General features: G+C 69.7%; 27 protein-coding genes and 1 riboswitch. Of the genes, 14 read left to right on the top strand and 13 right to left on the bottom strand.

Going from position 1 to position 25,678, the window contains the following annotated elements; genetic code table 11:
• Positions 1 to 97 precede the first annotated feature (97 nt).
• Positions 98 to 559, top strand: coding sequence for a nuclear transport factor 2 family protein (locus tag AX750_RS18790; RefSeq protein ID WP_197426680.1), 462 nt, complete (start codon positions 98 to 100; stop codon positions 557 to 559).
• Here the strand turns inward: AX750_RS18790 and AX750_RS18785 are convergent.
• From AX750_RS18785 to AX750_RS18755, 7 genes are all read right to left on the bottom strand, one after another.
• Positions 548 to 1,969 carry a S8 family serine peptidase gene (locus AX750_RS18785; RefSeq protein WP_066723514.1) on the bottom strand — a complete coding sequence of 474 codons (1,422 nt, stop codon included), beginning with the start codon at positions 1,967 to 1,969 and terminating at the stop codon, positions 548 to 550. The genes AX750_RS18790 and AX750_RS18785 overlap by 12 nt on opposite strands.
• A 71-nt stretch (positions 1,970 to 2,040) precedes the next feature.
• Positions 2,041 to 2,718 carry a hypothetical protein gene (locus AX750_RS18780; RefSeq protein ID WP_066723515.1) on the bottom strand — a complete coding sequence of 226 codons (678 nt, stop codon included), beginning with the start codon at positions 2,716 to 2,718 and terminating at the stop codon, positions 2,041 to 2,043.
• Positions 2,719 to 2,817: 99 nt separating this feature from the next.
• Positions 2,818 to 3,378: a sigma-70 family RNA polymerase sigma factor gene (locus tag AX750_RS18775; protein WP_066723517.1), complete on the bottom strand. Its 561-nt coding sequence runs from the start codon at positions 3,376 to 3,378 to the stop codon at positions 2,818 to 2,820.
• A gap of 231 nt (positions 3,379 to 3,609) precedes the next feature.
• Complete coding sequence (locus tag AX750_RS26965; RefSeq protein WP_066723519.1) at positions 3,610 to 3,924, bottom strand: hypothetical protein; 315 nt, start codon at positions 3,922 to 3,924, stop codon at positions 3,610 to 3,612.
• A 193-nt stretch (positions 3,925 to 4,117) separates the two neighbouring features.
• Positions 4,118 to 4,495: a DUF6481 family protein gene (locus AX750_RS18765; protein WP_067997043.1), complete on the bottom strand. Its 378-nt coding sequence runs from the start codon at positions 4,493 to 4,495 to the stop codon at positions 4,118 to 4,120.
• A gap of 84 nt (positions 4,496 to 4,579) precedes the next feature.
• On the bottom strand, positions 4,580 to 4,843 hold the full coding sequence (rpsU, locus tag AX750_RS18760; RefSeq protein ID WP_066723523.1) for a 30S ribosomal protein S21: 264 nt from the start codon (positions 4,841 to 4,843) through the stop codon (positions 4,580 to 4,582).
• 150 nt (positions 4,844 to 4,993) lie between these two features.
• Positions 4,994 to 5,218: a cold-shock protein gene (locus tag AX750_RS18755; protein ID WP_280939913.1), complete on the bottom strand. Its 225-nt coding sequence runs from the start codon at positions 5,216 to 5,218 to the stop codon at positions 4,994 to 4,996.
• Between the two features lie 212 nt (positions 5,219 to 5,430).
• Here AX750_RS18755 and proB point away from each other — a divergent pair, with 212 nt between their 5' ends.
• From proB to AX750_RS18695, 12 genes are all read left to right on the top strand, one after another.
• Positions 5,431 to 6,615 (top strand): glutamate 5-kinase, encoded by a 1,185-nt coding sequence (gene proB, locus AX750_RS18750; protein WP_082735247.1) that lies wholly within the window; start codon positions 5,431 to 5,433, stop codon positions 6,613 to 6,615.
• A gap of 117 nt (positions 6,616 to 6,732) precedes the next feature.
• Positions 6,733 to 7,974, top strand: a complete 1,242-nt coding sequence (locus AX750_RS18745; RefSeq protein WP_066723624.1) for a glutamate-5-semialdehyde dehydrogenase — start codon at positions 6,733 to 6,735, stop codon at positions 7,972 to 7,974.
• Positions 7,971 to 8,615 (top strand): nicotinate-nucleotide adenylyltransferase, encoded by a 645-nt coding sequence (locus AX750_RS18740; RefSeq protein WP_245282441.1) that lies wholly within the window; start codon positions 7,971 to 7,973, stop codon positions 8,613 to 8,615. Before AX750_RS18745 ends, AX750_RS18740 begins: the two co-directional genes overlap by 4 nt.
• A gap of 123 nt (positions 8,616 to 8,738) precedes the next feature.
• Positions 8,739 to 9,095 carry a ribosome silencing factor gene (gene rsfS / locus AX750_RS18735; RefSeq protein WP_066723528.1) on the top strand — a complete coding sequence of 119 codons (357 nt, stop codon included), beginning with the start codon at positions 8,739 to 8,741 and terminating at the stop codon, positions 9,093 to 9,095.
• 15 nt (positions 9,096 to 9,110) lie between these two features.
• Positions 9,111 to 9,590 carry a 23S rRNA (pseudouridine(1915)-N(3))-methyltransferase RlmH gene (gene rlmH / locus AX750_RS18730; RefSeq protein ID WP_066723529.1) on the top strand — a complete coding sequence of 160 codons (480 nt, stop codon included), beginning with the start codon at positions 9,111 to 9,113 and terminating at the stop codon, positions 9,588 to 9,590.
• 50 nt (positions 9,591 to 9,640) lie between these two features.
• Positions 9,641 to 10,960 (top strand): peptidoglycan DD-metalloendopeptidase family protein, encoded by a 1,320-nt coding sequence (locus tag AX750_RS18725; protein ID WP_245282440.1) that lies wholly within the window; start codon positions 9,641 to 9,643, stop codon positions 10,958 to 10,960.
• Positions 10,960 to 12,288: a S41 family peptidase gene (locus tag AX750_RS18720; RefSeq protein ID WP_066723636.1), complete on the top strand. Its 1,329-nt coding sequence runs from the start codon at positions 10,960 to 10,962 to the stop codon at positions 12,286 to 12,288. The genes AX750_RS18725 and AX750_RS18720 overlap by 1 nt, the downstream gene beginning before the upstream one ends.
• A gap of 125 nt (positions 12,289 to 12,413) precedes the next feature.
• A complete protein-coding gene (locus AX750_RS18715) occupies positions 12,414 to 13,628 on the top strand; it encodes a divergent polysaccharide deacetylase family protein (protein ID WP_082735243.1) in 1,215 nt (404 codons plus the stop codon).
• Entirely contained in the window at positions 13,625 to 14,137 is a 513-nt protein-coding gene (locus AX750_RS18710; RefSeq protein WP_066723533.1) for an RNA pyrophosphohydrolase, read from the top strand. Before AX750_RS18715 ends, AX750_RS18710 begins: the two co-directional genes overlap by 4 nt.
• Before the next feature lie 27 nt (positions 14,138 to 14,164).
• Positions 14,165 to 14,920 carry a transporter substrate-binding domain-containing protein gene (locus AX750_RS18705; protein ID WP_066723535.1) on the top strand — a complete coding sequence of 252 codons (756 nt, stop codon included), beginning with the start codon at positions 14,165 to 14,167 and terminating at the stop codon, positions 14,918 to 14,920.
• Between the two features lie 115 nt (positions 14,921 to 15,035).
• A complete protein-coding gene (pgi, locus tag AX750_RS18700) occupies positions 15,036 to 16,664 on the top strand; it encodes a glucose-6-phosphate isomerase (protein WP_066723536.1) in 1,629 nt (542 codons plus the stop codon).
• A 100-nt stretch (positions 16,665 to 16,764) separates the two neighbouring features.
• Positions 16,765 to 19,119, top strand: a complete 2,355-nt coding sequence (locus AX750_RS18695; RefSeq protein WP_066723537.1) for a xanthine dehydrogenase family protein molybdopterin-binding subunit — start codon at positions 16,765 to 16,767, stop codon at positions 19,117 to 19,119.
• Here the strand turns inward: AX750_RS18695 and AX750_RS18690 are convergent.
• The 6 genes from AX750_RS18690 to AX750_RS18665 form a co-directional block, all read right to left on the bottom strand.
• Positions 19,116 to 19,883 (bottom strand): SDR family oxidoreductase, encoded by a 768-nt coding sequence (locus AX750_RS18690; protein ID WP_066723540.1) that lies wholly within the window; start codon positions 19,881 to 19,883, stop codon positions 19,116 to 19,118. The two genes, AX750_RS18695 and AX750_RS18690, sit on opposite strands and share 4 nt — an antisense overlap.
• A 127-nt stretch (positions 19,884 to 20,010) precedes the next feature.
• Complete coding sequence (locus AX750_RS18685) at positions 20,011 to 21,003, bottom strand: ABC transporter substrate-binding protein (protein WP_066723542.1); 993 nt, start codon at positions 21,001 to 21,003, stop codon at positions 20,011 to 20,013.
• Positions 21,004 to 21,009: 6 nt separating this feature from the next.
• The gene (locus AX750_RS18680; protein ID WP_066723544.1) at positions 21,010 to 21,759 is read right to left on the bottom strand and encodes an ABC transporter permease; all 750 of its coding nucleotides are present in this window, start codon (positions 21,757 to 21,759) and stop codon (positions 21,010 to 21,012) included.
• Positions 21,756 to 22,517, bottom strand: a complete 762-nt coding sequence (locus AX750_RS18675; RefSeq protein ID WP_066723547.1) for an ABC transporter ATP-binding protein — start codon at positions 22,515 to 22,517, stop codon at positions 21,756 to 21,758. Before AX750_RS18675 ends, AX750_RS18680 begins: the two co-directional genes overlap by 4 nt.
• On the bottom strand, positions 22,507 to 23,958 hold the full coding sequence (locus AX750_RS18670) for an acyl-CoA reductase (protein ID WP_066723549.1): 1,452 nt from the start codon (positions 23,956 to 23,958) through the stop codon (positions 22,507 to 22,509). The genes AX750_RS18675 and AX750_RS18670 overlap by 11 nt, the downstream gene beginning before the upstream one ends.
• A 4-nt stretch (positions 23,959 to 23,962) precedes the next feature.
• Positions 23,963 to 25,042, bottom strand: coding sequence for a long-chain fatty acid--CoA ligase (locus AX750_RS18665; protein ID WP_066723551.1), 1,080 nt, complete (start codon positions 25,040 to 25,042; stop codon positions 23,963 to 23,965).
• A gap of 104 nt (positions 25,043 to 25,146) precedes the next feature.
• Positions 25,147 to 25,272: riboswitch (TPP riboswitch) on the bottom strand.
• 126 nt (positions 25,273 to 25,398) lie between these two features.
• Between AX750_RS18665 and AX750_RS18660 the strand changes: the two genes are divergently transcribed.
• Positions 25,399 to 25,671 (top strand): hypothetical protein, encoded by a 273-nt coding sequence (locus tag AX750_RS18660; protein WP_066723555.1) that lies wholly within the window; start codon positions 25,399 to 25,401, stop codon positions 25,669 to 25,671.
• The last annotated feature ends 7 nt before the right edge of the window (positions 25,672 to 25,678 follow it).

The following is a 25,678-nucleotide window of genomic DNA, read 5'->3' as shown; positions in this document are numbered from 1 at the left end:
GGCCAAGGTCAAGCGGCGCGATGCGCCGCGGCGCCGCTCTCCGCTTGAAACGACCGCCCACCACCATGCTAGGCTGCCTGGAATGCAGGAGACGGACATGCACGGGACGGTCGAGACGGCGGCAACAAGAGACTTTCCGGCCGCACTGGCGCGGCTACGCGAGGCACTCGCCCATGTCGCCAACGGCGAGGTCGGGCCGATCAAGGCGCTCTATTCCCATGCCGACGATGCCACCAGCATGTATGGCTGGGGCGGCTACGAGAAAGGCTGGGAGGCCATCTCGCGGCGCTGGGACTGGGCCGCCAAGCAGTTTCGCGGCGGCACGGTCAGCCATCAGAATGTCACGACCGTGGTCGGAACGGAACTCGCACTCGTCACCGACATCGAGAACTTCGAGGTGCTGCTTCCGGATCTGGACGCGCCGACGCGCTGGACCAACCGCGTGACCCATGTCTTCCGCTTCGAAGGCAGCGAATGGCGCCTGCTGCACCGCCATGCAAACCGGCTGGAGCAGCAATACGAGCCGGCGCCGCGCCTCGCCCCGGCGTCAGGGACGTGAGGCTGTGAGCGGCTGGGCCCGCGACAGGGCAGCGGCGGCGTCGATGCGGCCGGCACCGTAGACGGGGTCGCGCCCGCGCGATCCGAGATCGACCGCCGTCTCCGTCAGCAGGCGGCGCATCGCCGCAACGTCCAGCTCCGGCCGCTTCTCCAGCACCAGAGCGACCAGCCCCGAGACATGTGCGGCGGCGATCGAGGTGCCGGACGAGAAGACGTAGCGCCCCTCGGGCTCCGCCGCGAGCACGTCGACCCCCGGCGCCGCCACGGCGATATGGCTGCCGCGATTGGCGCGGACGTAAACCCGGTCTTCGGCATCCGTCGCCGTCACCGCGATGACATTGGGATCGACCGCGGGATGGAGCGGCGCCGAGGCCGGCCCGGCGTTCCCGGCAGCAGCGACAGCGACCACACCCTTGGCCGCGAGTCCCGCGAGACCGCGCGACAACAGCCGGTCCTCAGGGCCGGCGAAGCTGAGATTGACGACGCGCGCGCCCTGATTCACCGCCCATTCGATCGCCGAGAGGATTTGCAGGCTGGTGCCGTTGGCTGCGCCCGATCCGGCCTTGCCGGAAAAGGCCCGCGCCACCAGCAGCCTTGCGGCAGGCGCAACGCCCTGCAACTGTCCCTGCGCGACGATCGCCGCCGCCATCGAGGTGCCGTGGGCATGGGGTTCGAACGGCCCGCCGAGCGCATCATAGGCGCCGAGGATCGCCCCCCTCAGTTCCGGATGCCCGACATCGACCCCGGAATCGATCACGGCGACCCGGACTGCATTGCCGCGCGCGACCTTGTGGACCTCCCCGAGGCGCAGCTTGTCGACCACATACTGCGCCGGCAGCTCGCGCCGGACCGGCGGAGCGCGCAGGGCCGCGGGATCGGACAGGCGCAGCGTCGGGACATCCGAGCGCGTGCTGGTCGCGGTGGTGCTGACCGGCTGTGCCAGATCCTGCTGGAGTTCGAAGGTGAAATTCGGCTGGGCCCCTGCAATGGCGTTGTCGCTCGCCATCTGGGTCAGGACGGCGCGCAGGTCGCGCCCTTCCGCGAGCCGGGCGCGGATGATCGTCGTGCCCGCCAGTTCGACGCGCCGGCTCGCGATCAGGGTCGCGCCGTAGCGGCGCAGCACCGCCTCGGCCTGGGCGTCCGGCGCAAGCTCGAACAGAATCTCCCCGGGCACGAAACGGGTCTCGTCGGCCGCGGGGACGACGGTGCGCGACGGCCGCTGGCCGAAGATGCCCGGAACCTGCCAGGCCGGCGGCGGCACGGTGATCGCGCGGGTTGAGCCTCCGGGCGGGCTGGCCGGCGGCGTGTTGCCCTGGCCCTGCTGCTGCGCCCCCGCGGGCGCTGCACCCAGCGCCAGCGCGACGCAGCCGGCAGCCATGAGCAGCCCGGTCAGGGAACGGAACGACCTCATGATGCGCTCTCCCGATGCGCTCGGATGCGGCGAAGCCTTACCAGAACCATGCCCCGCCGTCACCGCCGCGCTCAGGGCGCCGGCGCGACGAAACGCACGATCGCGGCCTCGGATTTCATCCGGGCCGCGATGGCGTCGACCTGGGCCTGGGTCAGCGAGGCATCGCCGACGCGGACCTTGAAGAAGCCGTTCGCGCGGGGGCCATCGACGACCGAGGCGTCGAAGCGCTTGAAGAAGGAGGCGATGTCGCCCGCCCGCGCATCGGCCGAGAAGCTCAGCAGCACATAGCGCTCGGACGCCTGCGACACGCTCGAGGCGGTTTCGAAACCGGTCCGCTCGCGCAGGACGAGGCTGGTCAGCGCGATCCCCTGGATCGCGACCAGCGCGATCGCCGCCGCACCCGCATAAGCGAGCCGGCGCGGCGGCTGCGCCGCGAGCAAAGTCCCGAGCCAGGTGAAAAAGCCGCCCTTCGCTGAGGAGAGAAGGCTCTGGCGGCGCGGCTCGGCCTCGATGCCGGCCATCAGCCGGTCGAGGACCCGCGGCGAGGGCGCGCCGAGCCGCTCGTTGAGCAGCACGGTCTCGGCCATGTCGTCCCGCACGATGTCGAGACGCAAGGCAAGGTCGCGATCCTCCGCCAGGGCCGCCTCGACGCGGGCCTTGTCGGCCGGCGACAAACGTCCCGTGGCATAGAAGGGCAGAAGCAGCTCGATTTCGGCCCGCTTCGGATCGGTCGCGATGGCGTCGGTCATGACTGAACTCCGGAATCGCGCACCGCCTGGAAACGGATGGCGCAGGGACGGAAACGCATCGGCATGGCGGAGCTGCGACCTGCGGCGCGCGGCGTCCCCTCAGGGCCAGCCACGGTCGATCCCGGCCGCCTTGAGCAGCTCTCCCAGCTTCTTGCGAGCGTGGAAGAGCCGGGTTTTGACGGTGTTCTCGGGGATGCCGACGATCCGGGCAACCTCCTCCACTGAACTCTCGTGATAGTAGACCAGGTCGATGACCTCGGCATGCTCTCGCGAGAGCTTGGACAGGCAGGCCCGGATTGCGAGCCCCTTGTCCTGCTTCTGGAGAACGACCTCGGGGTCGTCCGCCTCGTCTTCGATCCCGGCGGCGAAATCGTCGTCCAGCCCCGCATCGCGCCGCTTGCGCAAGGCCGAGTAGGACTTGTTCCGCGCGATGGTGAGGAGCCAGGTCGTGACCGAGGATCGCGCCTCGAACCGGTCGGCCTGACGCCAGAGGTCCATGAAGACGTCACCCGTCACATCCTCCGCCATCGTCTCGTCGCGCAGCAGCCGCAGCGCAAAACGATAAACCCGCGTCTGGTGCCGCGAGAACAGCACCTTCATCGCGAGCCGGTCGCCACCGGCGATCCGCTTGACGAGTTCTTCGTCGGATTCCGTATGCATCGCCCTCGAGGCCTGACATCCGGCTCGCGAGGGTTGGTCGCAGCGAGCGTAGGAGAGGTTCAACCGCCGGCACGAAAAATTCGCCTGCGACGATTTCGCCTACGTTATCGGCGCGGCGGCCCGACGGAAAGGGGGAAATCCCGCGCAGCTCAGACGCGGCGACGTCCGCGCGCAAAGGGCACGAGACGCGAGGAGGGTTCCGACGCCACAGATGGGTCTGATATGCCGCCGTCAGGCGGCGGGCTTGGCCTTCGCCCGGCCCTTGCCGGCTTCGGCCTTGCTGGCCTTCGCGGCGGCCTTGGCCTCGGCGATCGCGGCCTTTGCCTGCGCCTGTTCGGCGGCGACGATGGCGGCGGTCTCGGCGTCGGCGGCTTCCTTGGCGAGGCGCAGCGCCCTCAGCCGTGCCGTCTTCTGGAGAACGGCCTCGCGGGCGAGCTGCTCGGCCTCGAGCGCGCGGGAGGCTTCCTGCTTGCGCGCATCGACCTTGTCGAAGGCGCGCTGGGCGCGCAGCTTGAGTTCGTCGGACGAAAGGCCTCGCGTCGCCATGGCGGCTCGCTCCGGGTTCGCGGCAGCGGCGGGTTCACGGTCCGGCCGGAGGGCGCGGAGCGACCCGCCCCTGTGGGAGGCATGTCACGGCGGAAACCTCGCTGGGTCCCGCGGCCTCGGCAGGCGGTCGATCAGGCGATCCGGCCGCCGGGGCCAGGTCTGACGGGCAGGGCAGAGCCCGGCCGGACAGCAATCAGCGGCGGCCCTTGCCGGCGGCGCGCATCTGCGCGTACTGCACGGCCTCGAGCAGCACCTTGCGCGGGCGCTCGGCGTCGCGCTTGGCCTGCTCGGCCTTGCGGGCGGCCTCGCGGGCGAGTTCGGCGATCCGCTCTTCCTCTTCGCGGCGCAGACGCTCGATCTCGGCAAGACGCTCCTGTTCGGCGCGGATGGCGGCCTTTTCAGCCTCGCGCGCGGCGCGGGCGGCGGCGATGGCTTCGCGTTCCGCGCGTCGCTGCTGCATGATCGGGTCATCCGGACCCGGCCTCGCCTTGAAACGCTCCAGGAGCGCTTTCTTGGCGGCCGCGGAATTGGCCTGACGATCAGTGAAGCTGCGGTCGTTCGGGTTCTTCAAGGGTGGCCTTCTCTCGGGTTGTGACGGGCGCATCGCGGCCCGCGAGGGCGCATTAATCCAAAATGCGCCCGAATGGTATCGAAATCAGCGCGGCGCGGGTGCGCTTCCAGCGCGCACCGGGCGCGGCTTCGGCTTCGGGGCGGCGATCAGGCCCTCGCGCTGCATCTGCTTGCGGGCGACCTTGCGGGCGCGGCGGATGGCGTCGGCCTTCTCGCGAACGCGCTTCTCGGACGGCTTCTCATAGGCCGAACGACGCTTCATCTCGCGGAACACGCCTTCGCGCTGCATCTTCTTTTTCAGCACCCGGAGGGCCTGGTCGACATTGTTGTCGCGGACGAGAACCTGCATCTGTCACTCCCTTGGTTGGAGAATGGAAAAAAGGGCCGGCACGGGCACCGACCCTTCGTCACGCCGCTCTGGCTCAGGCTTGGAAACGGGGGCGCCAGTACATCCGTGGTCGCCCTCCTGCTGTCCTGGCCGGCCGTCGCGGCGATCGTCTCAGTCGGCGCGGAGCTGGTCGGCCGACATCTTGCCCGAGCGCTTGTCCTGCGTGAGCTCGTAGGAGATCTTCTGACCTTCCCGAAGATCGCGCATGCCGGCGCGCTCGACGGCGCTGATGTGGACGAACACGTCCTGACCGCCGTCATCCGGCTGAATGAAACCGAAACCCTTGGTCGAATTGAACCACTTGACTGTACCGGCGCTCATGACGAACCCTTTCACGGTATGATTGTGCGACGCGGACGGATGTCGCGCGCCGTTTTTCGAATTTTGAGCGGGAAGGTCGTCAGCGTGCGCAGCTGAACTGCGCGGGGCCAAGTCGTTCGGCCTAAATATCGACAAACCCCATATGGGCGCTTGAACCCACAATGTCAATGCAACTGCCGCGCGAATGCGCCGACGGTGCCCCCGCCCCCGCGCTCACGCGCTTTACAATGACGCGCTTTTCGCCAAGAGGCTGGCGGCGCAATCGCAACCCTGCGGATTTTCTCTCCGTGCAGACGCCTTCGCTGAACCAGTTCCGTCGCATCGTGGTGAAGGTCGGCTCGAGCCTTCTCGTCGATCGCGACCGCGGCCGCCTGCGTCAGGCCTGGCTCGCCGCTCTCGCCGAGGACCTCGCCGATCTGCATCAGCGCGGCGCGGATGTGCTCGTCGTCTCCTCGGGCGCCATTGCCCTGGGGCGCACCGTGCTCGGCCTGCCCTCGGGCCCGCTGCGCCTCGAGGAGAGCCAGGCCGCCGCCGCGGTCGGACAGATCGCGCTTGCCCGCACCTGGGCCGAGGCACTGGGCCATCACGCGCTCACCGCCGGGCAGATCCTGCTGACCCTCGCCGACACGGAAGAGCGCCGCCGTTATCTCAACGCCCGCGCCACGCTCGGCCGCCTGCTCGATCTGCGCGCCGTGCCGGTGATCAACGAGAACGACACCGTCGCCACCACCGAGATTCGCTATGGCGACAACGACCGGCTCGCCGCCCGCGTCGCCACCATGGCGGGCGCCGATCTGCTGGTGCTGTTCTCCGACATCGACGGGCTCTACACCGCCCCGCCCGCTCGCGATCCGGCGGCGCGCCATATTCCCGTCGTCGAGCGGATCACGCCCGAAATCGATGCGATGGCCGGCGGCGCGGCGTCCGAACTGTCGCGCGGCGGCATGCGCACCAAGATCGAGGCCGGCAAGATCGCCGCCAGCGGCGGCACCCACATGCTGATCGCCGACGGCCGCGGCAAGAACCCGCTCTCGGCCATCACGCAAGGCGCGCGCTGCACCTGGTTCCTGACCGCCTCGACGCCCGCCACCGCCCGCAAGACCTGGATCGCCGGCTCGCTGGAGCCGCGCGGGACGCTCCATGTCGATGCGGGCGCCGCCCGCGCGCTCGCCGGCGGCGCGAGCCTCCTGCCCGTCGGCGTCAGCCGGATCGAGGGCGAGTTCGCCCGTGGCGACGCGGTGCTGATCCGGGACGGGGACGGCCGCCTGCTCGGGCGCGGGCTCGTCGCCTATGACGCGGCCGAGGCCGCGCTCGTCCTCGGCAAGGCCTCGCGCGACATCGCCGCCATCCTGGGATATCCCGGACGCGCCGAGATGATCCACCGGGACGACATGGCGCTCGGCGTGAGCTAAGGTTGCGGGAAGATGGCGTCTGGCAGGGTGGACATGACGAGCGAAGCGGTGCTCCGCGTGGTCTCGAACGAGGGGCTCGCCCGCGACGGCGGACCGGCGCCGGATCTGGCCGCCGAGATGCTGGCCCTCGGCCGGCGCGCCCGCGCGGCCGCGCGACAGGTGTCGCTCGCCTCCGCTGAACGGCGCGATGCCGCTCTACTTGCCATGGCCGGCGCCTTGCGGGTCCGCGCTTCCGCCATCCTGGCCGCCAATGCGCTCGACCTCGCCGATGCGCGCGCCGCCGGCCAGACAGCGGCTTTTGTCGACCGCCTTCTGCTGGACGATCATCGCCTCGCCGGGGTGGCGGACGCAGTCGCCGGCATCGCCGCCCTGCCCGATCCGCTCGGCCGCGTCCTCGCGAGCTGGACGCAGCCCAACGGCCTGCGCTTCGAGCGCGTCACGACGCCGCTCGGCGTCATCGCGGTGATCTTCGAAAGCCGCCCGAACGTGACGGCCGATGCGGGAGCGCTCTGTCTGAAGAGCGGCAACGCCGCGATCCTGCGCGCCGGCTCCGACAGTTTCCGGACCTCGACCGAGATCGCGCTCGCCCTGCGCGAGGGGCTGACGGCGGCCGGCCTTCCGGCGGATGCGATCCAGCTCGTGCCGACCCGTGACCGCGCCGCCGTGGGCGAGATCCTGAAGGGGCTCGACGGCAGCGTCGACGTCGTCGTGCCGCGCGGCGGCAAGAGCCTGGTGGCGCGCGTGCAGAGCGATGCGCGGGTGCCGGTCTTCGCGCATCTCGACGGCAACTGCCATGTCTATGTCCACGCCGCCGCCGATCTCGCCATGGCGCGCGACATCGTGCTCAACGCCAAGCTGCGCCGCACCGGCGTCTGCGGCGCGGCCGAGACGCTGCTGATCGACGAGGGCTGCGCGGCGACGCATCTCGAGCCGCTGGTGACGGCCCTGATCGACGCGGGCTGCGCGGTGCGCGGCGATGCCCGCACCCAGGCCGCCGTGGCCCGGGCCGAGGCGGCGACCGAGACCGACTGGGCGACCGAATATCTCGACCGCATCATCGCGGTGAAGGTCGTCGCGGATCTCGACGAGGCCGTCGCCCATATCGAGCGCTACGGCTCGCATCACACCGACGCGATCGTGACCGCCGACGAGGCCGCCGCCGCGCGTTTCCTCGCCGAGGTCGATTCCGCGATCGTGCTGCACAACGCCTCGACGCAGTTCGCCGATGGCGGCGAATTCGGCTTCGGCGCCGAAATCGGCATCGCCACGGGCAGGATGCATGCGCGAGGCCCCGTCGGCGTCGAGCAGCTCTGCTCCTTCAAGTACCGCGTCCACGGCAACGGCCAGATCCGACCGTGAGCGACGAAACCGGGGCCCCGTCCCCCCACCTCGCCCTCGAGCATCTGCGCCTGCCACCCCACGCACCGGGGCTGCGCATCGGCCTGTTCGGCGGCACCTTCAACCCGGCCCATGACGGCCACCGCATGGCGAGCCTGACCGCGCTGCGCCGGCTCCAGCTCGACCGCATCTGGTGGCTGGTGACGCCCGGCAACCCGCTGAAGGACAATGCGGCGCTGCCGTCGCTCGCCCAGCGCATCCGCTTCGGGCGCAAGCTCGCCGACCACTCCAAGATCCACGTCACCGGCATCGAGGCGATGCTGCGCACGCGCTACACCGCCGACACGCTGCGCGCGCTGAAGCGCCGCTGTCCCGGCGTGAATTTCGTCTGGATCATGGGCTCGGACAATCTCGCCAGCTTCCACCGCTGGAACGAGTGGCGCACCATCGCGAGGATGATGCCGATGGCGATCATCGACCGCCCGGGATCGACCCACAGCGCCGTCGCCTCGCCAGCCGCCAACTGGCTCTCGCGCTGGCGGATTTCGGAAAGCCAGGGCGCCGCTCTGGCCCTGACGAAGCCGCCCGCCTGGGTCTTCCTGCATGGACGCCGCTCCGAGCTTTCGTCGACGATGCTGCGCGAACAGGCCGAACGCGATTGAATTTCGGGCCGATTGCGCGTATTTTGACCTTACCGCGCCGCGAGCGCACAAACCCGTGAGGATACGGATCTGACCCCTTCAACCCGTGGCGAAGCCGAGCCCAAGCCGCTTCCCCAGGAAGCCGTGCAGGAGAATCCTTCTGCCGACAGCATCGCCCTCGCTCTTCACGTCCTGGAGGACATGAAGGCGGAAGACATCACGGTCATCGACCTGGTCGGCAAGACCTCGCTGGCCGATGCGATGATCATCGCGACCGGTCGTGTGAACCGGCATGTCGCCTCCATCGCCGATTCTCTCATCGAGGCGATCAAGGGCTCCGGCCTTCCCGCGCCCAAGGTCGAGGGCATGCCGGCTTGCGACTGGGTGCTGATCGATACCGGCGACATCATCATCCACGTCTTCCGCCCGGAAGTGCGCCAGTTCTACAATCTCGAGAAGATGTGGGGCGCGGACCGCCCCAGCGAGCGCCTCGTCGGCTGACGGCGCTCCCCGCGCATGCGCCTCGCCCTGATCGCCGTCGGCCGTCTCAAGGACGGCCCGGAACGCGAACTCTGCGAGCGCTATCGCGAGCGCGCGGCCGCGCTGGGGCGCGGCCTCGGCCTCTCCGGCCCCGACATCGTCGAAATCGCGGAAAGTCGCGGCCGCCGCCCCGAGGAGCGCAAGCGGGAGGAGGCGGCTGCGATTCTCGCGAGGCTGTCCCCTGGCCTCGTCGTCGCGCTGGACGAGCGCGGCCGCAGCCAGGGCAGCGACGCCTTCGCCGCAGGGATCGCGGCGGCACGCGACGCCGGCACCGCCTCCTTCAGCCTCGTCATCGGCGGCGCGGACGGGCTGGCGGAGGAAATCCGCGCCCAGGCGGCGCGGACGCTCGCCTTCGGCGGCCTGACCATTCCCCATCAGCTCGTGCGGGTCCTCGTTCTGGAGCAGCTCTACCGCGCGATGACGATCCTCGCCGGTCACCCCTATCATCGCGCATGAACGCGCTTCTCCCTCTGATTCGTTTCCCCGGCGCCGGTCGCTCCCGGCGGTTGGCGACACTCGCGCTCGCACTCCTCCTGGCCGGCGCCCCGGCGGCGGGACAGCCGCAGCCGGCCGACCCCGAGGCGCTCGCGCGCGAGGCGATGCAGAAGCTGGTCGAGAAGCAGGCGCGCGAGGCCGAGCTGAAGACAATCGAGGAGCGCCTCGCCGGCAATGCCGAAGCCCGCGCGAAGCTGGAGGCGGAGATCGCCGCGATCCGGGCCGACCGGGCCGCTCTCAACAAGGCCCTGCTCGATACCACCGCCCGGGCCCAGGGGGCCGAGCAGCGGATCAGCGCTCTCGAACAGCGCCTCTCGCTGCTGCAGTCGAGCGAAACCGCCATTCGCCGCTCGCTTGAGGGGCGCCGCGGCCTGATCGCGGAGGTGCTCGCGGCCCTTCAGCGCATCGGCAGACGCCCGCCGCCCGCCGTTCTGGTGCGTCCGGAAGACATTCTCGAAGCGGTGCGGGCTTCGATGCTGCTCGGCGCCGTCGTGCCCGATCTACGGCAGGAGATCGAGGTTCTCGGCACCGATCTCGGCGAACTGGTGCGGCTGCGCGAAAGCATCGGCACGGAGCGCAAGGCGTTGTCGGGCGAACTCGAGCAGCTCGCGGGCGAGCGGCAGCGCATCGCCTCCCTCGTCGAGGCCCGCCGCCAGCGCGAGGCCAGCGCCACGCGTGACGCGGAAGCGCAGCGCGGGCAGGACGGCGAACTCGCCGCCAAGGCGAGGAGCCTGCGCGATTTCGTCGAGCGGATGGAGAAGGAGATCTCCACCGCCAATCGGGCTGCTGAGGCGGCGCGCCAGGCGCTCGAGGCGGAGACCCGCGAACAGCGCCAGCGCATGGCGGCGCTCGCCTTCAAGGACCCGGCACGCCTGGCTCCCAAGATCGCTTTCGCCGAAGCGCGTGGTCTGTTGCCGCTGCCGGTGGCAGGATCACAATTGCGTGGATTCGGCGAATCCGACGGTGCTGGCGGCACCACACGCGGGATTTCCTTGGAAACGCGGCCCGGCGCCCTAGTTTCGGCGCCTTCGGACGCTTGGGTCGTCTATGCGGGTCCTTTCCGGTCTTTCGGGCAACTCTTGATCCTGAATGCCGGCGGGGGGTACTATCTCTTGCTCGCCGGGATGCAGCGGATCGACGTGGCTCTCAACCAGTTCGTTCTCGCGGGGGAGCCGGTTGCGGTGATGGGCGAAACGTCGGAAGCTGCCGCGACGATCGTGGGCTCGGGAGCAGGCCTTCCGGTGCTGTATATCGAGTTCAGAAAAGACGGCGTGTCGGTCGATCCGGCCCCGTGGTGGACGAAACCGCTTGGCGAAAAGGTTCGCGGATGATGCGCAAGGTTTCTCTCGTTTTCGCCGGGGCTGTGCTGGGTGCGGGGCTGACCGGCATGGTCACGCAGACGCGCCTGCTCACCTCGACCAGCGCGGTCGCGGCCTCCGCCGAGGTCTATCGCAGCCTCAACCTCTTCGGTGACATCTTCGAGAAGATCCGCACCGACTATGTCGAGAAGCCGGACGAGCAGAAGCTGATCGAGGCCGCCATCAACGGCATGGTCTCCTCGCTCGACCCGCATTCCTCCTATCTCGACGCCAAATCGTTCCGCGACATGGACACCGACATGCGCGGCCAGTTCGGCGGCCTCGGCATCGAAGTCACCATGGAGGAAGGCATCCTCAAGGTCGCCAAGCCGATCCGGGACACGCCGGCCTTCAAGGCCGGCATCCTGGCCAACGACATCATCAGCCAGATCGACGGCCAGGAGGTGAAGGGCCTCTCCCTGACCCAGGCGGTCGAGAAGATGCGCGGCATCATCAACACCCAGGTCAAGCTCAAGGTCGAGCGCCCCGGCAAGCCGGAGCCGCTGGAATTCACGCTGACGCGCACGACCATCGTCGTTCCCGCCGTCGAGGAGCGCGTCGAAGGCGATGTCGGCTATATCCGCATCGGCACCTTCAGCGAGCAGACCTATGAGGGCCTGCGCAAGGCGATCGACAAGGTCAATGCCGACATCGGCGCCGACAAGCTCAAGGGCTACATCATCGACCTTCGCAACAACCGGGGCGGCCGCCTCGACCAGTCCGTGCTGGTCTCCGATGCCTTCCTGGAGCGCGGCAAGATCGTCTCGACCCGCGGGCGCAACGCCGAGGAGACTCAGGTCTTCAATGCCAAGGCGGGCGACCTCACCAAGGGCAAGCCGGTCGTCGTGCTGATCAACGGCTCCTCCGCCTCGGCCGCCGAGATCGTCGCCGGCGCGCTGCAGGACCACAAGCGCGCCACGATCATGGGCACGCGTTCCTTCGGCAAGGGCTCGGTCCAGACCGTGATACCGCTCGCCGGCAATGGCGGCCTGCGCCTGACGACGGCGCGCTACTACACGCCGTCCGGCAACTCGATCCAGGCGAAGGGCATCTCTCCCGACATCGAGGTGGTGCAGGACATCCCGCCGGAGCTGAAGGACAAGATCGCCGAGAACAAGGGCGAGGCGGCGCTGAAGGGCCATCTCAAGGCTGGCGACGGCAAGGACGAGCAGTCCGGCTCCGCTTCCTATGTGCCCAACGACCCGACCAAGGACACCCAGCTCATCGCCGCCCTGAACCAGCTCCGCGGCGTCAAGAAGGATGCCGCCGCCCCGCAGGCCGAGGCGCCCAAGCCCAATTGAGCAGGGCCCGCGCGCCTTCGGCGGCTGAGGTCGCGGGAGGCTGTCTGATTCCGTTCGAATCCGACATACTCTCGCTTCGCGGACCACTGATTCGGGTCCGTTCGCAAGCTTGAGGACGGCTTCGCTTGGCCGGAACGCCGCTCACTGAGCTCAACCGGCCACTCGGCCAGGACCGCCCGACATCCCCGGCCCGGCCATGGGGCCGCTGGGCCGTGTTCGCGGGGGCTGGCCTCGTCGGTCTGGCCTGGATCGGGCTTCTGCTCGTCGTCGCCATCCGACGCGATCCGGATGGCGGTCAGCCGATGGCGACCGCCCGTATCGAAACCCGCCCGGCACAGCCCTCCGTTCCCGCTGGCCCGGCCGTTGCGACCGCCCCGGCCGACGCGTCCCGCACCCAGGCCAGCGCACGCCAGCTCGAGAGCGAATCCGGCGTCACCGTGGTGCGCCCGGGATCGGATGCGCCCGGCGCCATCGTGATCACCATTCCCGACACCCCCACGGTCGTGAAGCTGGCCCCCGCGCCCGACAATCGCCTCGTCGAGCGGACCCGGCACGGGATGCTCCCGAAGATTGCTCCGGACGGCACGACCCCAGCCCAGCACTATGCGCGCCCGCTTGGCCCGCCACCGGCCGGCAAGGTCAATGGACGCGTCGCGATCCTGGTCGGCGGCCTCGGCATCAGCCCCACCGGGACCGCCGACGCTATCACGAAGCTGCCCGGCCCAGTCTCGCTTGCCTTCGCACCCTATGGCGCCGAACTGGAGCGGACGGTCCAGCGCGCCCGCGGCGAGGGCCATGAGGTGTTCCTGCAGCTGCCGATGGAGCCGTTCGACTATCCCGACAGCGATCCCGGACCCCACACGCTGCTGACCGGCCCCAAGGGCGCCGAGAACATCGAAAGGCTGCACTGGGCGCTTGGCCGCTTCACCGGCTATGTCGGGATCGTCAACTTCCTCGGCGGCCGCTTCACCTCCGACGAGGCGGCGCTGTCCTCGATCCTGCGCGAACTCGCCGGCCGCGGCCTGATGGTCGTCGATGATGGCTCTTCGGCGCGCAGTCTTCTCGCCGCTTCCGCGCAGCGGGCCCAGATCCCGACGCTGAAGATCGACCGCGTGGTCGATGCGGTTGCCCGCCCCGACGCGATCGACAAGGAACTCGCCGCGATCGAGGCCACGGCCCGTGACCAGGGCGTCGTCGTGCTCGGCGCCAGCGCGCTCCCGGTCTCGATCGAGCGCATCGCGCGCTGGGCGCAGACGCTGGAAGCGAAGGGCCTCGTCATCGTGCCGATGAGTGCGGCCCGGGGCCTGCGCAGCCCCAAGACCACCGGATCCCTCAGATGATCACCGCCACGCCGCCGGACGGCTACCGCCCCTGCGTGGGGCTCGCCCTGTTCAACGCCGAGGGCTTCGTCTTCGTCGGTCGCCGCGCCAACAGGTCCCAGCGCGAGCATGTCGCGCCCGGCCATGAATGGCAGATGCCGCAGGGCGGCATCGACGCCGTCGAAACACCGCTCCAGGCCGCCATCCGCGAACTTCAGGAAGAGACCAACGTCACCTCGGTGGCGCTGCTGGCCGAGAGCCCGGGCTGGCTCGCCTATGATCTGCCGACTGCCATCGGCAAGGAGGCCTGGAAAGGGCGCTGGCGCGGTCAGGCGCAGAAATGGTTTGCCTTCAGGCTGACGGGCCCCGACAGCGAGATCGACATCGCGACGCCGGCGGGCGGCCACAAGGCCGAATTCGACGCCTGGCGCTGGGAGCGGCTGGAGCGCACGGTCGATCTCATCATTCCGTTCAAGCAGGGCGTCTATCGCGAGGTCGCCTCCCTGTTTGCGCCCTTCGCCGCCGCCTGACCTACTTTCGCCACCCGGGACCCGCTCATGACATTCGACGGTGATCCCGGGCCGGTTTCGGCATCCCTGCGCGCGCGGCTGGCTCCGGACGGCATCCTGCGAGCGGGCATCAACCTGTCCAATTTTCTGCTCGTCTCCGCACGCGCGGCCGACGGTGTCCCGGTCGGCGTCTCGCCGGACATGGCGAAAGCGATCGCGGACCGACTCGGCGTCGCGCTGCGGCTCGTGCCTTACGCCTCGCCCGCTCTGCTGGCCGATGCGGCGGGCCGCGACGAATGGGACATCGGCCTGATCGGCGCCGAGCCGCAGCGCGCCGAGACGATCGCCTTCACCGCCGCCTATGCGCAGATCGAGGCGACCTATCTCGTGCCGGCCGGCTCGCCGCTCAACACGATCGACGCCGTGGACGCCCCCGGCATCCGCATCGCCGTCACGGGTGGCACGGCCTATGGCCTCTGGCTGGATCGTAACATCCGGCGCGCCGAACTCGTCCGCACCGCCACCATGGACAAGACCTTCGCCGATTTCCGCGACCAAGGGCTCGACGCCCTGGCCGGCCTGCGCATGCGCCTGCTCGAAGACGCCAAGCAGATGCCGGGCGCGCGCCTGCTCGATGGACGCTTCATGGCCGTGCAGCAGGCGATCGGCGTCCCCCGCAGGTCTGACGGACTGACGGAGGAGGCGGTCGCCTGGCTCGGCCGCTTCGTCGCGGCGGCCACCGCGTCCGGCTTCGTCGCGGACCGCATCCGCCATCACGGCATCATGGGGCTGAGCGTCGCGTGAAGGAACCGGGCTTGCCGGACCCGACGGCGCGGCCCAATTTCCGACATCGGGAACCGCTCTCAGACAAGCGGGTTGCCGGAGCGGCGCCAGGGGCGTCGCGGTCAACAGGAGCGCAATGGTGCAGGATCTGATCTGGGCAAAGCTGGCGGAACACCATCAGGCCACGCAAGCCCGCCCCTTGCGGGCTCTCTTTGCCGAGGATTCCGCCCGCTTTACCGACTTCTCCGCCCGTCTCGACGATCTGCTCCTGGATTACTCCAAGACCGCTGTGACGGCGCAGACACGCGCGCTCCTGCTTGAACTGGCCGAAGCCACCGGCGTTGCCGGTCAGCGCGATGCCATGTTCGCGGGCGAGGCGATCAATACCACGGAGAAGCGCGCTGTCCTTCACACCGCCCTGCGCGCACCGAAGAGCCATCGCGTCCTGGTCGACGGGCAGGACGTGATGCCCGCGATCCACGAGACCCTCGACCGGCTCGGCGCCTTCGCGGACGGGGTTCGCGGAGGCCGTATCGCGGCCTCGGACGGCGCGCCCTTCACCGACGTCGTCAATATCGGCATCGGCGGCTCCGATCTCGGCCCCGTCATGGTGACGCTGGCGCTGGCGCCCTATCATGACGGGCCGCGCCTGCATTACGTTTCCAATGTCGACGGCGCCCATATCGCCGACACGCTGGCGCGGCTCGATCCGGCGCGGACGCTCTTCATCGTCGCCTCCAAGACCTTCACCACGGTTGAGACCATGGCCAACGCCGCCACCGCACGGCGCTGGATCGCGGCTGCGCTCGGCGAGGCTGCGGTCGGCGCCCACTTTGCCGCCGTCTCCACGGCGCTCGACAAGGTCGCCGCCTTCGGCATCGCGCCGGACCGCGTCTTCGGGTTCTGGGACTGGGTGGGGGGCCGCTATTCGGTCTGGTCCGCCATCGGCCTGCCGGTCATGATCGCGGTCGGGCCGACGCACTTCCGCGCCTTTCTCGCCGGCGCCCACGCCATGGACGAGCACTTCCGCACCGCGCCGCTCGCCCATAACCTGCCGGTCCTGCTCGGCCTGATCGGCATCTGGCACCGCGACATCTGCAACTATCCGGCGCGCGCGATCCTGCCCTACGACCAGCGCCTGCTGCGCCTGCCGGCCTATCTCCAGCAACTCGACATGGAATCGAACGGCAAGCGCGTCCGCAAGGACGGCTCGCCCGTCGAACGGCCGAGCGGCCCGCTCGTCTGGGGCGAGCCCGGCACCAACGGCCAGCATGCCTTCTACCAGCTCATCCACCAGGGCACGGACACCATCCCCTGCGAGTTCATGGTCGCGGCAGAAGGGCACGAGCCGGAGCTGGCGCATCATCACCGGCTGCTGCTGGCCAATTGCCTCGCCCAAAGCGAGGCCCTGATGAAGGGCCGCACGCTAGAGGAGGCGCGCGAGTTGCTGGCGAAACAGGGGCTGTCCGAAGCGGACATCGCGGCATTGGCGCCGCACAAGGTCTTCCCCGGCAACCGCCCCTCGGTCACGCTGGCCTACCGCAAGCTCGATCCCTTCACACTCGGCCGCCTGATCGCGCTCTACGAGCACCGCGTCTTCGTCGAGGCCGCGATCTGGGGCATCAACGCCTTCGATCAATGGGGCGTCGAACTCGGCAAGGAGCTGGCGACGGCGCTACTGCCGGTCATCGAGGGCAAGGCTCCCGCCGACGCCCATGATTCCTCGACCGCCGGCCTGGCGGGCTATCTGACCGCATCGTCTTGATTCCAGTCAGGGCGGCCTCAGCGGGCCCGGTGTCCGCAGCACCGGTCTTGCATCGGCGGAACAGGCGGTCCCACGCTTCGGTGACGAAGGCGATCCGACGATGAACGACAGCACAAGCGGCCGGTCCGGATCGACTCATCTTGGCCCACCCGCTGATCCCCGCTCGCTGCGGCGGCGGGAGGACGCACGCTTCCTCACCGGGCGCGGCGATTACCTCGGCGATCGCGCCCCGGACGGCGAATTCGCCGCCGTCATGCTGCGCTCGCCCCATGCCCATGCCCGCATCCGCGCGATCGACCGCTCTGCAGCGGCAAGCCTCCCCGGCGTGCACGGAGTCTACACCGCCGCGGATCTCGACGGCCTCGCTCCGCTGCCGACCTCGATCGTTATCGCTTCCGTCGAGCCGCTGATCGTGCCGCCGCGCTGGCCATTGGCGCGCGACATCGTCCGCCATGTCGGCGAACCCGTCGCCTTCGTCGTCGCCGACACCGAGGCGCTGGCCCGCGAGGCCTGCGAGCACATCAGCATCGATTACGACATCCTGCCGGCCGTCACCGATCTGCGCGGCGCGACCGACCCGGAGGCGCCGCAGCTCTGGCCGCAGGCGCCGGGGAACATCGCCTTCCGTTTCCGCCGCGGCGATCCCGCCGCCGTCGAGCGCGCCTTCGCCAAGGCCTCCCATGTCGTAAGCTGCGCTCTGGTCAACAACCGCATCGTGGCGGCAGCCCTCGAGCCGCGCATCGCCATCGGCCGTTACGACGCCGGCGCGGACCGCTTCCATCTCGAGATCAGCGGCGCCTCGGTCCACGACATCCGCCGTGAACTCGCGCAGGGCGTCTTCGGCCTGCCGCTCGACCGCATCCGGGTTTCGACGCCCGATGTCGGCGGCGGCTTCGGCATGAAGAACGTCACCTATCCCGAATATGCGCTGGTACTCTGGGCTGCGCGGCGGCTCGGCCGGCCGGTGCGCTGGAGCGCCGAGCGCATCGAGGAGTTCACCGGCGGCGCCCATGCCCGCGACAATCTCAGCACCGCGCGGCTGGCGCTCGACCGGCGCGGGCGCTTCCTCGCGCTCGATGTCGAGACGATCGCCAATCTCGGCGCCTATGTCTCCTCGCTCGGCCCCGGCAGCGCGACCAATGCACCTTCAGCGGCGATGGGCGGGCTCTACGACATCCCCGCCATGGCGATGGACGTGCGCGGCGTCTTCACCAACACCGCCCCGATCGACGCCTATCGCGGCGCCGGCAAGCCCGAGGCGAATTATCTGATCGAGCGGCTGATCGAGGCCGCCGCCCATAAGCTGCACATCGATCCGGCGGAACTGCGCCGGCGCAACTTCATCCGCAGCTTCCCCTACCGCCGCCCCGCCTTCGGCATGGTGATCGACAGCGGCACCTTTCCGGAGAACCTCGAGCGGGCGCTGGCGGCGGCCGACCGCGCCGGCTTCGCGGCCCGCAAGCGCGCCGCCCGAAAGCGCGGGAAGCTGCGCGGCTTCGGCATCGGCTGCTTCCTCGAAACCTCGCGTGGCCGCCCCGACGAGGAGGCCTGGCTGCGGGTCGATGCCGAGGGCGCCATCGCCATGGCCGTCGGCACCCATTCCAACGGTCAGGGTCATGAGACCAGCTTCGCCCAGCTCGCGGCCGACCGGCTCGGCCTGCCGGTCGAGCGTTTCACCCTCGTCCAGGGCGACACGGCCACCGTCCCGCGCGGCGGCGGCCATGGCGGCGCACGCTCGCTCCATCTCGGCGGCACGGCGCTGCTGATGGCGGCCGACGATCTGCTCGCGAAGGCGAGGCCCGTTGCCGCGCAGCTGCTGCAGGTCGCAGCCGACAGCCTCTCCTTCGCGGAAGGCCGATTCCGCAGCGAGCCTGCCGCGGACGGCCTGCCGCGCGAGATCGACCTCTTCGCCATCTCGTCCCATCTCGCGGAGAGCAGCGGCGCGCCGCTGGAGGGCCATGGCGACAACCGCTGCGACGTCTTCACCTTTCCCAACGGTGCGCAGGTGGCGGAGGTCGAGATCGATCCGGAGACCGGCGCCGTCGCGATCGAACGCTATGTCGCGATCGACGATTACGGAACGCTGATCAACCCGCTGCTGGCGGAGGCGCAGGTCCATGGCGGTCTGGCGCAGGGCATCGGCCAGGCGCTGATGGAGGAAGCGCTCTACGATGAAGGCTCCGGCCAGTTGCTGAGCGCGACCTTCATGGACTATGCCGTACCGCGCGCCGCCGACCTGCCCGCCTTCGATCTCGAGATGGTCGAGGTGCCGACGCGCGCCAACCCGCTCGGCGTCAAGGGCGCCGGCCAGGCCGGCTGCATCGGCGCGCCGCAGACCGTGATCCACGCGATCCTCGACGCGCTGCGCCCGCTCGGCGTGACGCATCTCGACATGCCGGCGACGCCGGCGAGGGTCTGGCGCGCGATCCGGGATGCGCAGGCGGCGAAGGCCTAAGTCATCACCAGCCCGCCATCGACATGGAGCGTCTGGCCGGTGACGAAGCCACTGGCTTCTGAGGCAAGGAACAGCACCGGCCCGGCCACGTCCTCGGGCGTCGCGATGCGCCCCAGCGGCGTCTGGGCGATCAGCATCTCCCGGACCGCCTCAGGCGTCCGGGCACTCGCATCGGTCGGCCAGACCAGCCCCGGCGCGACGCAGTTGACCCGGATGCCGAGCGGGCCGAGCTCGGTCGCGAGGTTGCGGCTGAAGCCGATCAGCGCCGCCTTGGCCGTGGTGTAGTCGTGATAGGCGAGGCTCGGCCGCGCCACGAGATCGGTCGCCATGTTCACGATGGAGCCGCGCCCGCGCCGGCGCATCAGCGGCAGGGCCGCCTGGCAGACATTGTAGGTCGCCCTCAGCGCGCCATCGACCTGCGTCTGATAGGCCGACCATGGCGTCTCCCAGAAGCGCGCGCGATGGTCGGGGTCGAAGACATAGGGCGCAAACGCATTGTTGACGACGGCATCGAGCCGGCCCGCCTCCTCCGCGATCCGCGCCAGCATCCCCGCGACCGCCTCCGGATCGGTGACGTCGGCGGCGATCGCCACCGCCTGCCCGCCCGCCGCCCGGCAGGCCTCGACCACGGCCTGCGCCGCGGCGTCGCTGCTGCGGTAGTTGACGAAGACCAGCCCGCCCTCGGCGGCGAAGGCTTTGGCGATGGCCGCGCCGATGCCCCGGCTCGCGCCCGTGACGAGGATCACCCTGTCGCGGAAGGTCATGCCCGTTCCCTCGGCTGTTCTCGCGGAACTGCGCTGGCCCGCACCGTCATTGCGAGCGCAGCGAAGCAATCCAGTTGGGTTTGCGACGCGCTGGATTGCTTCGCTGCGCTCGCAATGACGAAGACGCTCACGGAATCAGATCCGTCTTCACGACCTGGCTTATATCGATCGGCTTTCCGATCAGTCCGAGCCGGTGGAAGGTGTCGGCGCCCTTCTGCAGCAGCTCCGGATCGAAATGGCCGAGGCCCTTCGCTTGCGTCGTCGGCGACACGGTCGAGATGTTGCGCAGCTTGATGATCTCGAGATTGAGCGCCTCGTCGCGGCCATTGATCGCGCGCGTCACGGCGAGCTTCGCCGCCTCCTCGGGGCTCGCGATCATCCAGGCGGCGCTGTCGCGATAGGCGGCGAGGAAGCGCTTCAGCAGCGGCTTCTTCGCCTCATAGGTTCCTTCCGTCACCACGAAGATGTCGCTCGGCAGGTTGAGATGGTCCTTGACCTCGATAACGTCGACCTCCGGCAGCCCCTTCATTTTCGCGACCAGCAGGCCGGTATCGGTCGCGGCCGTGGCGTCGACCTGGCCCTGGATCAGCGGCGCGAAGTTGAGCAGGCCGGTGACCTCGACCGTGACGTCCTTCTCGGTCAGCCCGACCTGATGCAGCAGCACCTGCAGGTTCTGCCGCGTGCCGCTGGACAGCGAATAGACGCCGATGCGCTTGCCCTTCAGGTCGGCGGCCGTGCGGATGCCCTTGGTCTTGGGCGCGACCACGTTGAAGACGTTCTGCGGATAGATGTTGTAGATCGCGACCAGCTTCTCGCCCTTGTCGAGCGCGAGATAGAGCGCCGCCGGATCGGTGAAGGCGATGTCGGCCTGGCCCGACAGCATGTTCTGGATCGCCGAGCCGCCGCCGGTTCCGGGCACATAGCCGAGATCGATCCCCTTCGCGCGGAAGAAGCCCTTGTCCGGCTCGGCCAGCAGATTGGTGATCTCGCTGATCGGCTGGCTCCAGCCGGCGACGGTGACCTTGTCCAGTGGCTGGGCTTGGAGGGGGCCAAGGCTGAACGCGCCCATCAGGCCGGTCCCGAAGAGCGCCAGCAGATGGCGGCGGGAATGTGGGGACATTGGAGCTTACCCTTTCAGATGGTGGCGCAGCAGCAGCCGCTCGATGAGGAGCGCCGCCTGGTAGAAGGCCATGCCGAGCAGCGTGATGACGATGAAGAGCGCGAACATCAGGCTCGAATCCATCACGCTCTGGGCGGCGATGATCGAGGCACCGAGCCCCGCCCGGCCGCCGATGAACTCGCCGACGACGGCGCCGACCAGCGCCAGCACGACCGCGACCCGGAACCCCGCGAGGATCACCGGCAGCGCACCCGGCAGCTTCAGCCGCAGCAGCGTCTGCAGGCGGCTCGCACCCAGCATCCGGAACAGCTCGCGCCGTCCGGAATCGACCTGCGACAGGCCGGTCAGCGTGTTTTCCATCAGCGGGAAGAAGCAGATCAGCGCCGTGATCACGATGGTCGGCGTCAGGCCGAAGCCGAACCACACGATGAAGAGCGGACCGAGTGCGAGCTTCGGCACGACCTGGCTCGCGACGATGTAGGGATGGAGCAACCGGCGCAGCACGGGAGCCTCCGCCAGCAGGATTCCTGTTGCCAGCCCGACCGCGCAGCCCAGCGCTAGCCCGAGTGTCATCTCGGTCGCGGTCACGGCGAGGTGCGGCAGCAGGCGCCCGCTGGCGATTTCGCTCCACAGCGTGGCGAAGACCGAAGACGGCGCCGGCACGATCAGGGCCGGAACCCGGCCGAGACGGCACCACGCCTCCCAGCCAGCGAGCAGGGCGACGAGCAGGAGCGCCGAGGCCAGCCTTTCCCTCATGGCGCGGCATCCATCGCCTGACGCAGCTCGCGGCAGAGCGCGTTGAAGGCGGGACCATAGCGCATCGCGCGCGCGCGCGGCCGTGGCAGGTCGATGGCGAGGTCGTGGTGCAGCCGCCCGCCGGCCATGATCGCGACCCGATCGGCGAGATAGACCGCCTCGCCGATGTCATGGGTGACGAAGAGCACCGTGGTCGCCTGCAGTCCGCAGAGCGCCAGCAGATCGTCCTGGAGCTCCTCGCGCGTCAGCGCGTCGAGCGCCGCGAAGGGCTCGTCCAGCAGCAGCAGGGCCGGCTGCGTGATCAGCGCCCGCGCCACCGCGACCCGGCTCTGCTGCCCGCCCGAGAGCTGGGCGGGATGGCGGGCCGCGAAGGCCGACAGGCCCACCCTGTCGAGCAAAGCGCGCGCCGTCTCGCGATCCGCCTCGCCCACGCTTCGCTTCAGCGAGAGCGGCAGCAGGACATTGTCGAGAACGCTGAGCCAGTCGAGCAACGTCGGCTGCTGGAAGACGAAGCCGATCCGCGGCCCCGGCCCCTCGAGCGCGGCGCCGTCGATCCGCACCAGGCCCCGGCGCGGCGCCAGCAGCCCCGCCGCGAGCTTGAGCAGGGTCGTCTTGCCGCTGCCGCTGCGCCCGACCAGGCAATGGAACGCCCCGCGCGGGAGCGCCCAGTCGACGCCGTCGACGATGGCCTCGTCGCCATAGCCGAAATCGACCGCCTCGAGGGCGACGAAGGCGTCCAGGTTCGCTTCAGTCGACATAGTCGGCGAAGCCGTCGGCGGCGCGTTCGGCCGATTGCTCGATCTCGGTCAGCCTGACCAGGTCGAGCAGGTTGAAGCGCCCGTCATTGTGCCAGCCGGCCTCGGGCGCCGCCATCGCCCCGAAGCCGCAGATGCGGGTGACGCCCGCGTCCCCCAGCAGCGCCGCGATGCGGAACAGCTCGCGCGGCGAGGCCGCGACCGCCGCAGTCTGCAGATAGGCGCGGGAGGGCGAAACCAGCGCCGGCACCGCATCGAGGCTGTCGACGGCGACGATCTTCAGCGTGCGGTTGAGCGCGCTGGGCGCGAGTGGCTGGGCGGCATCGCTGAAGACCACGCTCCAACCGTCTCCGGCCTCGCCCAGCACCACGGTCCCGTCCTCATCGAAGCCGCGCATCTCTTCGCGGCTGCGCCAGGCGGCAACGCCGGCCGCCTCCGCCACCGAGAGCGCGCGGCGCGGATGGCGGAGCCGCAGCGCGCCGAGCTCCTGCGACACGCGCTCGGCGAATTCGCGCGGCGAGACCGCCCCACCCCGGGCGACGAACAACATCTGCGGCGAGTAGCAGCCCTGCTGCTCCCAGCGCGCCACGTCTTGCGCCACGAGCCGCGCCAGCGGCCCGGCCCGGCGCGTGTCAAGCGCCTCGGCCCCGACCAGCCCGAAGCCGATCCGATGCCCATGCGGGAGGAAGCGCGCCGTCACCGGCACCCGTTCGCGGATCGCCGCCAGCGCCTCATTGCCGCCATAGGCGACGATCGTGTCGGCCTCGTTCAGCCAGGCGGCTTCAGCCTCCGCATCGCCGCCCTTCCACCAGACCACCGCCAGGCATTCGCCGAGCTTCGGATCGATCTCGGCGAGGATCTGCGCGAACCACCCCGCCAGCAGCGGCTCGGCGCTCGCGACCTTGCCGACCGTGCCGGCCTTGACCAGGAGCCCGCAGATCAGGCTCCAGAGCGACAGCCCCGGCACGTTCCCCGCCCAGATATGGAGCAGGAGCTGCGGCCCCTGGGCGCGCGTGAAGCCGCCCTTCATCGCCGGCTGGAAGCCGTCGAGCACGGCCGGATTGGCGAAGTCCTCGGCCAGGAAGCGCTGCAGCTGCGGCGCGCGGAAGCTGCGCAGATAGCCCGACAGCCCGAGGCGCACGCTCTCGCGGTCATAGCCGGTGACGATCGGCAGCACGGCTTCCGCCCGCCGCCGCCAGGGATCGTCCCTGTCGAGCAGCCGGGCGATGGCGGCGTCCAGCGTCGCGACGATCTGCGCGACCGGCAGAGTGCGGAGATAGGTCCGCGCCTGCTCGCGGACATGGCTGGCAAGCGCGCCGGCCTGCGCCGCCGTCAGCTCCGGAACCCGCACCTGCGCGCGCTCACCCCAAGCGCTGAAATCCAGCGTCCGCCAGGCGACCTCACTGGCCGGCAGCCCCGGCAGATGCCCCGCGGTCTCGATCACCGCCTCAGCCCCGCGCCGCCCGCAGGAATTCCTCGACCGCCACCGAACAGCCCTTGGAATCGGCGCCGTCGACGCGGCCGAGCAACCGGAAGCCGCCTTCGACCATCACGCCGGCGTCCTCGGTCAGGATCGCGGAGGCGCAGTTGAAATGGGCGAGGTCGTGATGAACCAGCACGCCGGTCGTTCCCTCCGGCAGGTCGCAACCGCTGACCGGATCGACGACGCGGCTGCGGATCCAGTGCGGGCCGGACTTCACCGGCGGGCAGACTGCATTGCCGTCGTCGTAGAACTGCGTGCTGAGCTCGGTCATGCCGTACATGTTGATGCAGGCCTCGCGCGGTACGCCGAGCGTCACTGAGAGTGCGTCATAGAAGGCGTCAGCCCCCATCTCGCGCGACTGCCCCTTGAAGCCGCCGGTGTCGAGGATCCGGCTGCCTGCAGGCAACGCGAAGCGCCGCCCCTGCGCCGCCAGCGCATCGAGCAGATGTACGAAGCTGAAGCTCGCGCCGAGCAGCGCATAGGGCTCGCCCGAAGCTTCCGCCCGCTCCAGCGCCGCGATCAGCCGCGGCAGGTCGAGCCCGCTTGCGCCGATGAAGCCCTCGCTGTCGGGCGTTCCGCATTCCCGCTTCGCCAGAGCGAGGTAATGCGCCAGCGAGGAGTTCGGCATAGCCACCTCGTCGGGGAAGAGGATGCCCATCGTGATGCGCTCCCGCCCGGCCATGAAGCGGCGGCGGAAATTCACCAGCATCGAGCGGCTCCAAACCGCCATCGTCGGGTGGTGGCTCTTACCCCGCACCCCACCTTGCGTCGTGCCGCTGGTCATGAAGATGCGCTCGGCCGCCTCCGGCGGCGTGCAGCTCAGCGTCAGGGTCTTGAAGGCGCTGATCGGCACGGCCGGGATGTCGCGCCAGCTGCGGACGGTGAGCGTGGTGCGCCCGCGCTGGATCGCGAAACGCCGATAGGGCGCGTTGTGGGCGAACTGATAGGCGAAGACGGCCAGCGCCATGCGCTCGAATTCCGCCTCCGACGCCCCGTCCTGGTCGATGAAGGCCAGCAAGGCCTCGATGATCTCGCTCTGCGTCACGTCCGCTCGCCTTCCCGCAAGGCCACTCGCCCGGCGACATGCCGAGGTTGGAGCCTGACGATCCGACAATGACGGCGCGAGCCTGGAAAAGGGGCGTGATGGTGCCGCCCGATGTCCCGCATCCCTACGCCGGCATGACCCGGATCAGGTTCGGAGGGTCACCGCGCTGTCGAACCGAAGCCCGACCGGCGGAATCTCAGCCTCCTCGCGAGGCACCCCTTGGAACAGCGGCCACCATGATGGCGCGCCCGCCTCGCTGTCAAGGAAGCGTCATGGTCGCGCCCACGGGCTCATGCACCGAAACAATCGCGCATCGCCGGGCGTTACGTCCGGGACAATCCCTGAGGAGACGGATGATGGACACGGCACGCGAAAATCCCGCGCTCGAGATTCCGGATGAGGGCGAACGTCTGGCCGAAGGCGGCGGCGCTGCAGCCACCCACCAAGTCAGCCTGCGGACCAATGTCCATGACGCGGGCAGCGGCGCCAACGAGACGATCGATGGCCTAGATTCGACAAGCGAAGCCATCCGCCATGCGGCGGAGGACATCCCGACCGGACAACGCCCGGAGGGGCCGATGGAGTCGGTGCCCGTTTTCGATCGCGCGGGACTGCCGCCGAAGGTCTGACGGAGGA

It is taken from the genome of Methylobacterium sp. CCH7-A2 (genome assembly GCF_001557075.1).
Classification (GTDB): Bacteria; Pseudomonadota; Alphaproteobacteria; order Rhizobiales; family Beijerinckiaceae; genus Allobosea; species Allobosea massiliensis.
The sequence above is the reverse complement of the archived record's forward strand: the minus strand, read 5'-3'. Positions and strand labels throughout refer to the sequence as shown.